The 14,164-nt window shown below is 50.9% G+C and carries 17 protein-coding genes; 8 read left to right on the plus strand and 9 right to left on the minus strand.

All coding sequences use genetic code 11. The annotated features are described in order from the left end of the window. The 4 genes from KDX31_14640 to mpl form a co-directional block, all read right to left on the minus strand. Positions 1-804, minus strand: coding sequence for an undecaprenyl-diphosphate phosphatase (locus KDX31_14640; protein ID UTW02574.1), 804 nt, complete (start codon positions 802-804; stop codon positions 1-3). 82 nt (positions 805-886) lie between these two features. Continuing rightward, positions 887-1,588: a tRNA (adenosine(37)-N6)-threonylcarbamoyltransferase complex dimerization subunit type 1 TsaB gene (gene tsaB, locus KDX31_14645; protein UTW02575.1), complete on the minus strand. Its 702-nt coding sequence runs from the start codon at positions 1,586-1,588 to the stop codon at positions 887-889. A gap of 76 nt (positions 1,589-1,664) precedes the next feature. Then, positions 1,665-2,303 carry a UbiX family flavin prenyltransferase gene (locus KDX31_14650; GenBank protein UTW02576.1) on the minus strand — a complete coding sequence of 213 codons (639 nt, stop codon included), beginning with the start codon at positions 2,301-2,303 and terminating at the stop codon, positions 1,665-1,667. Further along, positions 2,294-3,673 (minus strand): UDP-N-acetylmuramate:L-alanyl-gamma-D-glutamyl-meso-diaminopimelate ligase, encoded by a 1,380-nt coding sequence (gene mpl / locus KDX31_14655; protein UTW02577.1) that lies wholly within the window; start codon positions 3,671-3,673, stop codon positions 2,294-2,296. Before mpl ends, KDX31_14650 begins: the two co-directional genes overlap by 10 nt. Positions 3,674-3,948: 275 nt before the next feature. On the opposite strand from mpl, the gene KDX31_14660 reads away from it, so the two are divergent. Together KDX31_14660 and ppa are read left to right on the plus strand one after the other, a co-directional pair. Further along, positions 3,949-4,920, plus strand: a complete 972-nt coding sequence (locus KDX31_14660; protein ID UTW02578.1) for a class 1 fructose-bisphosphatase — start codon at positions 3,949-3,951, stop codon at positions 4,918-4,920. A 112-nt stretch (positions 4,921-5,032) separates the two neighbouring features. After that, positions 5,033-5,566: an inorganic diphosphatase gene (gene ppa, locus KDX31_14665; GenBank protein UTW02579.1), complete on the plus strand. Its 534-nt coding sequence runs from the start codon at positions 5,033-5,035 to the stop codon at positions 5,564-5,566. Positions 5,567-5,638: 72 nt separating this feature from the next. Here the strand turns inward: ppa and KDX31_14670 are convergent, their stop codons facing one another. Further along, entirely contained in the window at positions 5,639-6,559 is a 921-nt protein-coding gene (locus KDX31_14670; GenBank protein UTW02580.1) for a DUF808 domain-containing protein, read from the minus strand. Between the two features lie 208 nt (positions 6,560-6,767). On the opposite strand from KDX31_14670, the gene KDX31_14675 reads away from it, so the two are divergent. Then, the gene (locus KDX31_14675) at positions 6,768-7,106 is read left to right on the plus strand and encodes a DUF2956 domain-containing protein (GenBank protein UTW02581.1); all 339 of its coding nucleotides are present in this window, start codon (positions 6,768-6,770) and stop codon (positions 7,104-7,106) included. Positions 7,107-7,144: 38 nt separating this feature from the next. Here KDX31_14675 and KDX31_14680 read toward each other — a convergent pair whose 3' ends face one another. Together KDX31_14680 and KDX31_14685 are read right to left on the minus strand one after the other, a co-directional pair. Then, positions 7,145-7,747, minus strand: coding sequence for a nitroreductase family protein (locus KDX31_14680; protein UTW02582.1), 603 nt, complete (start codon positions 7,745-7,747; stop codon positions 7,145-7,147). A gap of 154 nt (positions 7,748-7,901) precedes the next feature. Further along, positions 7,902-8,819 carry a LysR family transcriptional regulator gene (locus KDX31_14685; GenBank protein ID UTW02583.1) on the minus strand — a complete coding sequence of 306 codons (918 nt, stop codon included), beginning with the start codon at positions 8,817-8,819 and terminating at the stop codon, positions 7,902-7,904. Between the two features lie 116 nt (positions 8,820-8,935). On the opposite strand from KDX31_14685, the gene KDX31_14690 reads away from it, so the two are divergent. The 5 genes from KDX31_14690 (at position 8,936) to KDX31_14710 (ending at position 13,258) form a co-directional block, all read left to right on the plus strand. Continuing rightward, a complete protein-coding gene (locus KDX31_14690) occupies positions 8,936-9,850 on the plus strand; it encodes a DMT family transporter (GenBank protein ID UTW02584.1) in 915 nt (304 codons plus the stop codon). A 122-nt stretch (positions 9,851-9,972) separates the two neighbouring features. Then, on the plus strand, positions 9,973-10,818 hold the full coding sequence (locus KDX31_14695; GenBank protein UTW02585.1) for a MoxR family ATPase: 846 nt from the start codon (positions 9,973-9,975) through the stop codon (positions 10,816-10,818). Between the two features lie 13 nt (positions 10,819-10,831). Continuing rightward, a complete protein-coding gene (locus KDX31_14700; protein UTW02586.1) occupies positions 10,832-12,007 on the plus strand; it encodes a VWA domain-containing protein in 1,176 nt (391 codons plus the stop codon). Positions 12,008-12,218: 211 nt separating this feature from the next. Then, on the plus strand, positions 12,219-12,521 hold the full coding sequence (locus KDX31_14705) for a hypothetical protein (protein UTW02587.1): 303 nt from the start codon (positions 12,219-12,221) through the stop codon (positions 12,519-12,521). 311 nt (positions 12,522-12,832) lie between these two features. Further along, positions 12,833-13,258, plus strand: coding sequence for a hypothetical protein (locus KDX31_14710; protein UTW02588.1), 426 nt, complete (start codon positions 12,833-12,835; stop codon positions 13,256-13,258). Between the two features lie 332 nt (positions 13,259-13,590). Here the strand turns inward: KDX31_14710 and KDX31_14715 are convergent, their stop codons facing one another. After that, on the minus strand, positions 13,591-13,884 hold the full coding sequence (locus KDX31_14715; protein UTW02589.1) for a HigA family addiction module antidote protein: 294 nt from the start codon (positions 13,882-13,884) through the stop codon (positions 13,591-13,593). Further along, the gene (locus tag KDX31_14720) at positions 13,884-14,162 is read right to left on the minus strand and encodes a type II toxin-antitoxin system RelE/ParE family toxin (protein UTW02590.1); all 279 of its coding nucleotides are present in this window, start codon (positions 14,160-14,162) and stop codon (positions 13,884-13,886) included. Before KDX31_14720 ends, KDX31_14715 begins: the two co-directional genes overlap by 1 nt. Positions 14,163-14,164: the final 2 nt, after the last annotated feature.

A 14,164-nucleotide genomic window follows, 5' to 3' on the forward strand; every position in this document is an offset into this window, starting at 1 on the left:
TTAAACAAAAAAATACACGCCCAGCAACACAAATCCCAACAGCATCCGGTAGATGACAAACGGTAACATACCGATCCTGTCCAGCCACTTCAGAAACAGATGGATACAAGCATAGGCACTGATAGCAGCGAGTAGCGTACCGCCAACCACCATCGTCCACTGATCCGCCGTGCCGGTTTGCAGCAGCTCCAGTCCTTTCAGCAATCCCGCGCCGAGAATCACCGGGATAGACAACAGAAATGAGAAACGCGCGGCAGACTGCCGGTTAAGCCCCAGCATCAGCCCTGCAGTGATGGTGATACCGGAACGGGACGTACCGGGAATCAGTGCCACCGCCTGGGCAAGGCCTATGATAACCGCATCTTTAAAAGTAATTTTATCCAAGGGACGCACCTCAGTACGACTGAAGTCAGCCCACCAGAGCAGCGCACCAAATATCAGTGTGGTTCCGGCGATGACCAGAATACTGCGGCCATAGTGGTCAATAGCAGAGTTAAAAATGCACCCCATGACCACCGCAGGCACCGTTGCCCAGATCACATACCAGGCCAGCGTTGAGTCGGTTGTCTTACCACGCCCGGCCAGGCTGCCGGTCCAGGCGCTAATCATGCGCCAGATATCCTCACGAAAATAGATCATTACCGCCGTCAGCGAACCAATATGTACACCCACATCAAAAGCCAGCCCCTGATCAACCCAGCCAAACAGTTGTGATGGCAATATCAGATGCGCTGAACTTGAGATTGGTAAAAACTCTGTCAGGCCCTGCAGCAAAGCCAGAAACACTACCTCGAACCAATCCATGATAAATACATTTCCTGTTAATATTGTGAATCTACAAATTTAATAACTGCAGGTTACTGGCTGTATATTACCGGCCAGGGTATTACTGGTTTTTCTTTTTCTGCTCACCGATTTTCTTCCAGGAGACTTCATCGCGCAGATACACCGGCTGAGCCAGCTCTGCAGAGACCCCCTCCCCGCGTGAATACGCCTCAAGCGCCAACTCACTCATCACCCCGGCAGCCGGATAGATATCCAGCATCGGTGAGCTGATAGCCTGCTGTACGGCTGCCGACATGCTGTCGAGATAGACCCAGCCCCGTCCGGCGGCAAACCAGTTCCCGCCATCCGGCAGGACAATGTTCGCGGGTGCACTGACAATCTCTTTCTCCAGCGCCACCGGCAGACCATCACGCATCTCATAGGCACAGCAGTACAGCTCATTCATACGCGCATCCAGAGTACTGACAACCCGGTCAACGTTATGCTGCCGCGCCGCACTGAGCGCAATTGCTGCCAGGGTTGATACCGGCAGCAACGGCAGGTCTGCGGCAAATGCCAGTCCCTGCGCCGTCCCCGTAGCGATACGGATACCCGCAAAAGAGCCCGGCCCCCGACCAAACGCAATCGCATCCAGTTGATTAACCCGTAATCCGGCTGAGGACAGCATCTGGTCCACCATAGGCAATAACTGACGGGTATGCTGACGGGGAATCACGCGGAAATCTTCCTGAACAACGCCATCAACTGAAAGCGCCACAGAACAGGCATCCGTTGAAGTATCCAGGGTAAGAATTTTGGCCATCTGTAGTATCCGGTATCTCTGAAAAAGCAGGTTCAGCTGTGAACCCGGGAAAAGCGCTGCATTTTAAGCGGTATGCTCAGGAAAGGCTATCCTCACCCCAGCGAGGCATCAGGTTTTGTTCAATCTGCAACTGATTAAGAATCCGCGCAACGACAAAATCGATCATGTCCTCAACGGTTTCCGGGCGGTTATAAAAACCGGGACTGGCTGGGATAACCACACATCCCATCCGCGTAAGCTTAAGCATATGCTCAAGATGGATTTCTGAATAAGGCGCTTCACGGGGCACCAGAATCAACTGACGTCGCTCTTTCAGGGCCACATCCGCAGCCCGTTCAATAAGATTATTACTGGCGCCCGTGGCGATAGCAGACAGCGCTCCGGTCGAACAGGGGCAAACCACCATCTTACTGGGTGCTCCGGAGCCGGAGGCCACCGGCGCCATCCATTGCTCCCGGGCAAAGACCCGGATCTGACCTTCTGCCGCAGCAAATCGTTGCGTCAGCCAGCGTTCCTGCTCTTTAGCCGAGCCTGGCAGCGCTTCGTCTGTTTCGGTCGCGATCACCACCTGCGCCGCTTTTGAAATCATAACCAATACCTGACATCTGGCTGCCACCAGACACTCCAGCAGACGCAAACCATACTGGGCTCCGGAGGCGCCCGTTATCGCCAGAGTAATTCGCTCTTTATAGGAATCCGTCACTTTCAACTCCACTTCTGCTGCAAGACATTAACCAGACGGGAATGAATACCCTCAAAGCCGCCATTACTCATAATCACAATATGGCTGCCCGGCCGGGCCTCTGCAACCAGTTGCTGAATAATCTCATCGGTATCACGGGCTAACAGCGCCGGATTATCACAACTATCAACCACATCCTGCAAAGACCACTCAATTCCGGTGGGCTGATACCAGTATACTTTATCGGCAAGCGACGCAGACTGAGCCAGATTCTTCCGGTGCATCCCCATCCGCATCGTATTGGAACGGGGCTCAATAACAGCCATGACCGGTGCATCTCCCACCTGCGCCCGAATTCCCTGCAGGGTAGTGGCGATAGCGGTGGGGTGATGGGCAAAATCATCATAGACCCGGATACCCGCCACCTCGCCAATCAGTTCCATGCGTCGTTTAACACCGCCAAAATTGCACAACCCCTCAATTCCGTGAGCGATCTGCACGCCGACATTCCTCGCCGCTACCAGCGCCATCAGGCCGTTATTAACGGAGTGTAGCCCGGTCATATTCCAGCGTACCGTGCCGACAACCTCCCCCTGATGCAGCACCTCAAACGCTGAACCATCAGGTTTCAGCAGCCGGGCCTGCCATTCAGCACCTGAATTCGCTTCATTAGTAACGGATGTTTTCACCAGCGGCGTCCAGCAGCCCTGCTCAATCACCTGCTCCAGAGCATCAACACCCGCAGGCATAATCACCTGACCATTGGCTGGCACGATTCTGACGACATGGTGAAACTGCCGTTGAATTGCCGCCAGATCATCAAAGATATCCCCATGATCAAATTCAAGGTTATTCAGGATAAGGGTGCGGGGGTGGTAATGAACAAATTTAGAACGTTTGTCGAAGAATGCGGTGTCATACTCATCCGCCTCAATGACGAAAAAAGGACTCTCCCCCACCCGGGCAGAACGGTCAAAATTTTTCGGTACGCCGCCGATCAGAAAACCCGGCGCCATATCGGCATATTCCAGCAGCCAGGCCAGCATCGTTGCGGTGGTGGTTTTACCGTGGGTTCCGGCTACCGCCAGTACCCACTTATCCCGCAACAGATTATCAGACAACCACTGAGGGCCTGAAGTATAGGGCAGGCCGCGCTCCAGCATCGCCTCAACACAGGGGTTTCCCCGGGTCATCGCATTGCCAACGATAATCATATCCGGTGCAGGATCAAGCTGAGCCGGATCATACCCCTCGATCAGACTGATACCCTGTTGTTCCAGCTGGGTACTCATCGGTGGGTAAACGTTAGCATCAGAACCGCTTACTCTGTGTCCCAGCTCTTTTGCCAGCACCGCCAGACTACCCATAAAAGTGCCACAGATACCCAGTATATGAACATGCACGGATAGATTCTCCAAATCGCTTTTTTAGCCTGAAATTATCGCCCTATGATAACAGTTAAGCCGACTGCGTTATGCCCTTTTTCAAGCCTAAAAGCCCTGCCTGAAGAAATGAACATATAAACTAAATACAGCACTGACTGGCAGCAGTTTGAAATCAATCGATGCAATTCTCGTTTTTTTGAGTTAATTACGCATGCGGCGGTGTAATTACCGCTGTAATCAGCGTAAAATTAATCGAATTTTTTAACTCCCGAACCCATAGGTTTTTTGGCCACATGCAACTGCTGAACCAGTACCTCAAGCACCACGAAACTCCCGATGATCTTATTGACCTGATTGACAGTCTGATGCTGTCCTGCAAAGAGATCGCTATTAAACTGCGCGAAGGCGCTCTGGCTGGTGTTTTGGGCACATCCGAAGGCATTAACGTTCAGGGGGAAACCCAGAAAAAACTGGATATTATCTCTAACGATATTCTCAAGGCCGTACTGCTGGATAACCCCACCGTTGCAGGTCTGGCCTCGGAAGAGGAAGACCATCCGGTCGGCGGCAACCCCGATGGTAAATATCTGGTGACCTTTGACCCGCTGGACGGATCATCCAACATCGATGTCAACGTCTCGGTAGGCACCATCTTTTCGATCCTGATAAAACCGGAAGGTATGGACGGCGGCGACGATGCAGCCTTTATGCAGAATGGCCGGCAACAGGTCGCTTCCGGTTATGTACTCTATGGCCCCTGCTCGGTGCTGGTTCTGACTACCGGTAATGGCGTGCAAATGTTTACCCTGAGCCACGGCGGTGACTTTATCCTCACCGAAGAGCACGTCAGAATTCCCGAACAGACTCAGGAGTTTGGCATCAATATGTCAAACCAGCGTTTCTGGGAACCACAAATGCAGTCTTATGTTGCTGACCTGTTACAGGGTGAAGAAGGGCCGCTGGGCAAGCGCTACAATATGCGCTGGGTTGCATCAATGGTGGCTGAAGTACACCGCATTCTGACCCGTGGCGGTATTTTTATGTACCCCTGGGACAGCCGAGATCCTGCTAAGCCCGGCAAGCTGCGCCTGATGTATGAAGGCAATCCGATGAGTTTCCTGATTGAACAGGCCGGCGGACTCAGCACTACCTGCTACGGTCACATCATGGATATCGAGCCGACCAAGATTCATCAACGGGTTTCGGTTGGCCTCGGTTCCAGGGCCGAAGTCGAAACGATGATGAAATATCACGCTAAGGACTAACTGAAGCTTCAGTTTATGATCTTTAAGTCGTATTCAACTTTTAACCAAGGGCCGTATATAATGCGGCCTTTGGATTTCAAACAGATTTCACACTTAAACAGGAAGACGACACATGAGCTTTGAAAAAGTCCCTGCTGGCAATGATCTGCCAAATGACATCAATGTAATCATCGAGATTCCAGCGGACAGCGATCCGGTTAAATATGAGATCGACAAAGATTCTGGTGCAATCTTCGTTGACCGCTTCATGGCCGCGCCTATGTTCTACCCTGCGAACTACGGTTACATCAACAACACTCTGGCTGATGATGGCGATGCACTGGATGTACTGGTTGTTACACCATACCCGGTCGTCCCTGGTTCGGTTATCCGCTGCCGTCCGGTTGGCGTACTGAACATGACCGACGAAGCCGGTGAAGATGCCAAGCTGGTTGCCGTACCCCACGACAAGCTGAGCAAAGCATACAAAGACGTTCACGACGTGACCGATCTGCCAGAACTGCTGCTGGCCCGCATCAAGCACTTCTTCGAGAACTATAAAGGTCTGGAAGAAGGCAAGTGGGTTAAAGTTGAAGGCTGGGAAGGCGCTGAAGCGGCTAAAGCTGCTATCGTTGAATCTCAAAAAGCTTACGAAGCTGCTAAGTAATCAGCTGCACGGCTATAAAAAAACCCGCTCTATGCGGGTTTTTTTTCACTCCGAGCCACCATTAATAACGACTCAATGGGCTCGGCCAAACAGCTTCTTGCCGCTTTCGACTATCGCCAATACCACTGCACCGGCAACAATCCCCACCAGTGCATCCAGCAATACCGGCACCAGCCAGTGAAGCAACGCATCCATATCCACAATCAAATGCTCAACAAAGTGATGCAGCAACGGCAATCCATGCACCAGAATACCGCCCCCCACCAGAAACATAGCGATGGTGCCGACAATGGATAAGACTTTCATCAGTTTCGGCGCAGCCATAACAATTCCCCGGCCCACCTTTCTTGTCATTGTCGCGGCATCAGGCTTGCGCACCATATAGAGCCCCAGATCGTCCAGTTTAACGATCCCTGCCACCAGACCGTATACCCCCACCGTCACCAACAGTGAAATCCCCAGCAAAACCCCCAGCTGAACCGCCAGCGATTCTGCCGCCACGGTTCCCAGAGTCAGGACGATAATCTCAGCCGACAGAATAAAGTCTGTACGAATCGCCCCTTTAATCTTCTGCTTTTCAAACTCAACAATATTTACCTCATTACTGCCGACGGCGGACAGCAGCTCAGCATGATGCTTATCCCCCTCATCTCGTGAGTGAATAAATTTATGCGCAACCTTCTCAAACCCTTCAAAACAGAGATAGAGCCCCCCAAGCATCAACAGCGGAACAATCAGCCAGGGAACAAAATAACTGATCGCCATCGCGCCGGGCACCAGGATCATCTTATTCAGCAGCGACCCTTTCGCCACCGCCCAGACCACCGGCAGTTCACGATCAGCACGCACCCCCGACACCTGTTCAGCATTCAGCGCCAAATCATCGCCGAGCACCCCGGCGGATTTTCCCGCTGCCACTTTAGTCATGCTGGCAACATCATCCAGCAGTGTCGCGATATCATCAATTAACGCAAGAAGGCTTGAGCCTGCCATGTTCTGGTCCTTATAAACGACTATTTCCTGAGGGGTTCTATCTTTTGCAAAGGATACTCAATTATTAAGAAGATTGTCTGCTACCAGGCAAAAATACCTGTATTTCAACCCAACCTATCCTCTATCCATGTGATAATAAAAACCGATCTGAAGGCTGAGCCAGGCAAAGACAGGCTCTACAGTAAAAACAGGAGCTTTAAGAGAGACCATGGCAAAAAAACCGAAAGTATCCAACGAAGTCGTGCACGAAGCGATGCAGGTTGCCAAAGCAACCCAGCGGCCGGGGCAGACCAAAGAGCAAACCAAACTGATCGCTCAGGGGATTCAGAAAGGTATCGAGGAGTATAAAAAGCGTCACAAGGAAAAATCCCGGGAGCTGGATAAGCAGAAGCGTAAACTGCAACAGGCAACCAACACCGCTTCTACAAACACCCCGGCAGCGCCTGAAACAGAAACGGTCTATGTGCAAAGCCGGCTTAGTTGGGTATTACTGCTGTTAAGCTGGATCGGTTTCGCTGTCTACGCACTGCTTTTTCCCCCGCTCTAATCGCTCAGGAGTCTTTTTATAAGCGTACAGGGATAACGCTAAAAGCTATTTTCCATCAGCACCTCATTGAGAGGCAACTGTCCCGCCCTCGGATTGGCAGGCCTGGCAGCCTTTCCCAGTGTTATGATCATACTGATCAGATGACCCGGGGGAAGGTTAATGAGACTGGCAACCTGCTCACTGTCAAAACCGATCATCGGACAGGTATCATACCCAAGCGCTTTAGCGGCCAGCATTAATGTCTGTGCGGCCATACCACTGGAACGAAGCGCTTCGTCCCGCTGCAACTGTTCCCGGCCCTGATAAAAAGATTCCAGCATCGGCAGCATCATTGCCTGAACCTCAGAACTGGTATTTGCCCAGTAACGCAGGGGATTATCAGACCAGGCCTGAATATCCGCACACAGGACAATCAGTTCCGCGGCTTCGGTTATCTGCGTCTGTCCCCAGGCAGCGTCCTGAATCCTGGCTCGCTGTTGCGGATCGGTGACCCGAATAAATCGCCAGTGCTGGATATTGTATGAGGTGGGCGAAAGCAGAACCGCGTTCATTATACGTTCAAAATCTGCCTCACTAACCGCTTGGGTATTGGAATAGTGCTTAATCGCGCGGCGCGACTCAATGGCGGTAAAAAGGTCCATAATAAATCCTTAACTGTTGATCGTGTTGAAAGAGACTGACGGAGCCGCTTACCGCTCTGCCAGTCCATGATGAACAGGTTAAATTGTTTATTATGGGTTGATAATACCTGCAAATATAAAAACACTGTTGAGGAATAATTAACAGTTATCGAAATCAAATATCGATTCCCTGCTCCCAATAGGGCGTTTCACTGCCAAAATACTCAAGGGCAAAATCCAGAAACACTCTGACTTTGGCAGGCATATACTGCCGCTCAATCAACACCGCATTAATCTCCACTGCCGGCATCTTATACTCAGGAAACAGCGCCACCAGTGTACCTGCGCGGATATCAGGTCCGGCAACAAAAGTGGGCAGCCGGGCGATTCCCAGACCCTGCCGCACCGCTTCCAGCAGCGCCTCACTGTTGTTCACCTGATAACTCCCCGACACCACCACCGAGTGACGCTGATTATCTTTGCTGAAGCTCCACTCTTTCACATCATTCGAATAACTGAATGACAGACAATTATGCTGCAGCAGATCATCCAACTGCTGCGGCTGCCCTTCGCGGTGCAGGTATTCCGGAGATGCGCAGAGTACGCTGTTTAATGGCGCCAGCCGGCGGGCAACGAGACTTGAATCCGGCAGTGCTCCGCCACGAATAGCGATATCGAAACCACCTGTGACCAGGTCCACGACTTTATCGTCCATCACCAACTCGATACGGATCTTAGGATACTTTTTCAGAAATTCAGGAATCATCGGCGCCATGTGCAAACGACCAAAAGACATCGGCGTATTGATACGCAGCCGCCCCTGAGGCTCCCCCTGCAGCTGAGCCACCGCATCCTCGGCATCCCGGGCGGCCAGATTGGCCTTCAGGGCGTGTTCAAAGTAGTGCTCACCGGCCTCGGTCAGACTTAGCTTTCGGGTCGTCCGGTGCAGTAGTTTTACCCCGAGCTGCTGCTCTAGCTGCGATATACGCTTACTCACTGCAGACTTAGATATCCCGAGAAAACGGGCAGCGGGCGAAAAACCGCCATATTGAACCACAGCAACAAAGACCGGAATTGCACCCATCGTATCCATACAACCCTCATTGTTCACTTTATCTCAACAGTCATTCTCCAGAAACAGGGATTATCAGTCAATTTAAAACGGGTTAACCTGCAACCCATAACACCCTGGCAAACAAAGAGAACATTATGAACCGCCAAACCCTAAAGTATCCTCGCTCATTCATTCACTTGCTGATGCTTTTAATGGTAGCGCTGATCGCCAGCTCATTTCCTGTGGGCGCACTGATAACCTCCGGACTGCCACCCGAAGTGATGATGTTTTTACGCTTCCTGTTAGCGGCATTGCTGTTCGCCCCCTATGTCTTTTTAAAAAACGGCTGGCAGTTGCCAAGAGCCAGGAACCTTGCAGGTTATGCTGCACTGAGCATTCCCCTAGTGGTTTTTTTCTGGTGTATGTTTGAAGCGCTGCGCTATACCAGCGCACTGAACACCGGCGCAATCTACACCATCGTTCCGGCGATTACCGCGCTCTATGTATTCTTTATTAACCGGGAGAAAACCAGTAAGCGACGGGCTTCAGGATTACTGTTAGGGACGCTGGGAGCCCTGTGGATTGTTTTTCGCGGCGATATAAACAACCTGTTACAACTGGACATCAACCATGGAGACCTGCTATTCCTGCTTGGCTGCCTGTTTATGGGGGCTTATAACCCTATGATTAAAAAACTCTATTCCGGCGAAGCAATGGAGCTGATGACATTCTGGGTAATCAGTTTCGGCACTCTCTGGCTGCTGCTACTGTCCCTTCCAACCCTGGATCAGATTGAATGGCAGGCGGTGGACAGCCAGGTATACCTGGGGATTCTCTATCTGGCCATTTTCACAACGCTGATCAGCTTCTTTCTGCTTCAGTTAGGCACGCTGGTGCTAGGGGCAACGCAGGTCGCAGCCTACAGTTTCCTGACGCCGGTCTTTGTTGTCATACTCAACCTGTTCATCGACTCTGCCGTTTTTCAGTGGCAACTGCTGCCAGGCATCGCTTTCGTACTGATCGCGATGATACTGGTGCAGCGGGAGGGCTACTCGCTACAAAACGCATAAGAGTATGCTCTCGGTTGAGTAATACCGATTGTCCTAATTAGACAACCGCCGCCCATATCCTGATACCGCTTTTCTGCTAATATAATCACCTTTGGTAACAGTTTTCTCAGAGGTTAAGTCAGATGAAGTTTGAAGGTACCGAGCGCTACGTCGCTACCGATGATCTGCGGATGGCAGTCAATGCCGCAGCCACCCTGCAACGCCCCCTGCTGATCAAGGGCGAACCGGGTACCGGCAAAACCATGCTAGCCGATGAGGTGGCGCTGGCCTTTGGCAAAAAACTGTTGCGCTGGCATATCAAATCGACCACTAAAGCGCAGCAGGGCCTCTATGAATACGATGCAGTATCACGGCTGCGGGATTCTCAGCTCGGCGATGACCGGGTACATGATATTAACAACTACATCCGTAAAGGGATGTTGTGGGAAGCCTTCCATGCCGACGAGCAGGTGGTGCTGCTGATCGATGAGATCGATAAGGCGGATATCGAGTTTCCCAACGACCTGCTGGTCGAGCTGGATAAGATGGAGTTCAGTGTATACGAGACCGGTGAAACCGTGGTCGCCAAACACCGCCCGATCATTATTATCACCAGCAACAATGAAAAAGAGCTGCCAGATGCCTTTCTACGCCGCTGCTTCTTTCACTATATCAACTTCCCCGATGCTGAGACCATGAAGCAGATCGTCGATGTGCATTTTCCGGACATTCAGAAAGATCTGGTCAATGAAGCGCTGGAGATCTTCTTTCAGGTACGCGAGATCAACGGCCTGAAGAAAAAACCCTCCACCTCAGAACTAATCGACTGGCTGAAGCTGCTACTGGCGGACAATATCCCCGTCGACCTGTTGCAAAACCGCAACCCCACCGAGGCGATTCCACCACTGTACGGCGCCCTGCTGAAAAATGAGCAGGATGTGCATATGTTGCAGCGACTGGCCTTTATGGCCCGCCGCGAAAACCGCTGATCGGGAGCCTCCGATGTTAGTCGATTTCTTTTACACTCTGCGCAAGGCGCAGGTGCCGGTGTCAATCAAAGAGCTGCTGACCCTGCTGGAAGCTCTGGAGAATCATCTCGCGTTTGCTAACTGGGATGATTTCTACCTGCTGGCCCGTACCTGCCTGGTAAAAGATGAAAAGTATTTCGATCGCTTTGATCTCGCCTTCGGCCACTATTTCAAAGGACTGGCTGAGCTGCCCGATCCTTTTAATAATTTTGTACCGGAAGAGTGGCTGGCATCTGACCTGATCAAAAACCTTACTGATGAAGAGAAGGCTGAGATCGAAAAGCTCGGCGGACTGGATAAGCTGATGGAGACCCTGGCCAAACGGTTTGAAGAGCAGAACGAGCGCCACGCCGGCGGCAGCAAATGGATCGGCACCGGCGGCACCTCGCCATTCGGCCATAGCGGTTACAACCCTGAAGGGGTGCGTATCGGCGGTGAAAGCAAACATAAACGCGCAGTAAAGGTGTGGGAGAAACGTCAGTTCCGCGATCTCGATGACAGCGTCGAACTAGGCACCCGCAACCTTAAAGTCGCGCTGCGTAAACTGCGTAAATTCGCCCGCACCGGTGCCGCCGACGAACTTGATCTGGATGACACCATCCGCTCCACCGCCAACAATGCCGGGCTGCTGGATCTGAAGATGGTGCCGGAACGGCATAATGCCGCCAAAGTCCTGCTGTTCTTCGATGTCGGCGGCTCAATGGACCCGTACATCCGCCAGTGTGAGCAACTGTTCTCCGCCGCCCGCACCGAGTTCAAACATCTGGAATACTTCTACTTCCATAACTGCGTCTATGAACGGGTATGGAAAGATAATAATCGCCGCTGGAATGAGCATATCGACACTTTTGACCTGCTGCATACTTATGGCCGGGATTACCGGGTCATCTTTGTGGGCGATGCGGCGATGGCCCCCTATGAAGTCAGTGAACGCTACGGCAGCGTTGAACACCGTAATCCGGAAGCCGGAGAGGTCTGGTTGCGACGGATCCTGGACACCTGGGATAAAGCGATCTGGCTCAATCCCAGCCATCAGCGCTACTGGGACTACACCGCCAGCACTCAGATGGTCAAAAATATTATGGATAACAAGATGTACCCCCTGACCCTTGAGGGGCTGGAGGATGGCATTCGCTATCTGTCAAAGTAAGCCTGTCATAAGCTGCGGATAGAAAACGGATCAGCCCGGCTGTGAGCTAACTAAAACCCAAGGAGCTTCCCTTGAAAAAAGCTGTATTCACCGCTCTCTTTTCATTCGTAATTACGACAATGACCTGCCTTCCGCTAAGTGCCAGCGCGCAAGACTTAAACACCTGCTTTATCGATTCCCTGAACGGGAAAGACCGTAAAGAGCTGGTTAAGTGGATCTACTTTTCCATGTCACCCATCCGGAGCTGGAGTCCTACACCAATATCCCAACAGCTGACATGCAGAACTCCTATCAAAGAATAGGCGACCTGTTCACCCGTTTGTTTGTGGAAGATTGCCCCAATGAAGCCCGCGCTGTGCGACAAGCTGATCCACAAGGTCTCAAGAAAGCTTTCGAAGTCGTGGTAAAAATAGCCATACGAGATATGCTGATCGAAAAAGAGGTCAGAACCGCCGTGAACAACTACTCCAGCTTTGTTGATCAGGAAAAGATTAAAGGGGTGTTTGTTGAGTAGTCTGGGTAAGGCTATTGGGTGAAAGAGCCTATGCACCACAGAGAACACAGAGGGCACCGAGGTAACAGCCAGAGCGGAGGTTTTTTTAGGGGGGAATATATCTGCTCCCTTATTGGTTTGCTAAATCAATTACTCTGATCTTATCGATTCTGGAGCTAATAAAGCCTGGTTAAAATGTGTAGCGTAGCGAAACTGAGCCAAGCGTCAGCAGTCTCACATAAGTTGAGAGTCAGGCGATTTTTCAACCACATTGTAAATATGGTGTATAAATTGCTTTGAATTGAAGGCATAACTTTTATGGATGAAGACAAATGACCTCTATTAACATCAACGATGCAATTGCAATCCCCTTAAATCCCAAGAATCGACTATCAAAAAATGACCTCCCTACAGAAATTCGGGAACAACTGAGTATTAAACTTCCAAGTCTTCCTACGCCAGAAGAAAGACAAGCTCAGATAGACTACCAAAATTCAATACCTCAAACGACTGTTATAGAGAACAATGGTGAGATTCTGGCTGCTTTTGGTGATAATGGCTGGAAGACAGTGTTCAGTAATAACGATGTGTTTGGACAGAACCTATCTGAAGCTGAAATTCTGAATACCTTTAAAAATAAATATGGAGGATCCCTTAGTATAAGAAAATATTCTCCGGAAAATGCGCCTACAATGGGGGAAATTCATGAGATGAAATACGGGCGTCCTTTAACACCTAAAGTCGATTATTTGGTTTAAATATATTGCGGCAATAAGTTGCCTGATTACGGAATATTATTGCCTGCCTGGACTATCCCCATCGTGGTTGAGCGCCCCGTTACCGGGGCAACCCCACACAGATCCGGACGGTCGGAAGAAATATATCTGCTCCCTTATTGTTTTGCTAAATCAATTAGTCTGATCCTACCGATTCTATTAGCTTTAAGAGCGCATTCACCACAGAGAACACTGAGGGCACCGAGATAAAAGCCAGAGTAGAAGGCTTATTAGGATTCAAAATAAACCTGCACTCTGTTTGCCTCTCTCCCCTTTTACAACCTCCGCAGATAGGCGCAAACTGCTACGTCTGGTTATGCAGCGGTCAGCTCGACTTTTTGAACTCTATCCAGTTGAATGCGCTTGCTGGCATGCCATAAATCATAGGCATCCTGCATTGCAAGCCAGCTCTCTGGAGTGCGCCCCAGAGCTTTCGATAACCTCAGTGCCATTTCTGGGCTGATGCCACTCTGCTGTTTCAGGATGCGATTTAATGTGGACGGTGAAACATCTAACTGCTGCGCCAGATAGCGACAGCTTAGCCCAAAGGGCTCCATATAAGTGGCAGAGATGAACTCACCGGGATGTGGGGGGTTATACATAGCCATTAGTGATAATCCTCATACTCAAGCAGATACACATGTCCATCGCGAAACTCAAACGTCAATCGCCAGTTGCCGCTAACTGAAATCGCCCAAATACCTTTACGGTCACCTTTCATTGGATGGAGTTTGTATCCAGGAATGTCGAGATCTGAGACTTCCAGCGCAGTATCCAAAGCCACCAGCTGCATACGCAGGCGATTGGCATGCTTCGCCTGAATACCGCGTATGCTGCCGGTTTCGTAGTAAAGCCTCAGTCCCTTGTGCTTGAAAGTCTTAATCATGG

Source organism: Amphritea atlantica (genome assembly GCA_024397875.1).
Classification (GTDB): Bacteria; Pseudomonadota; Gammaproteobacteria; order Pseudomonadales; family Balneatricaceae; genus Amphritea; species Amphritea atlantica_B.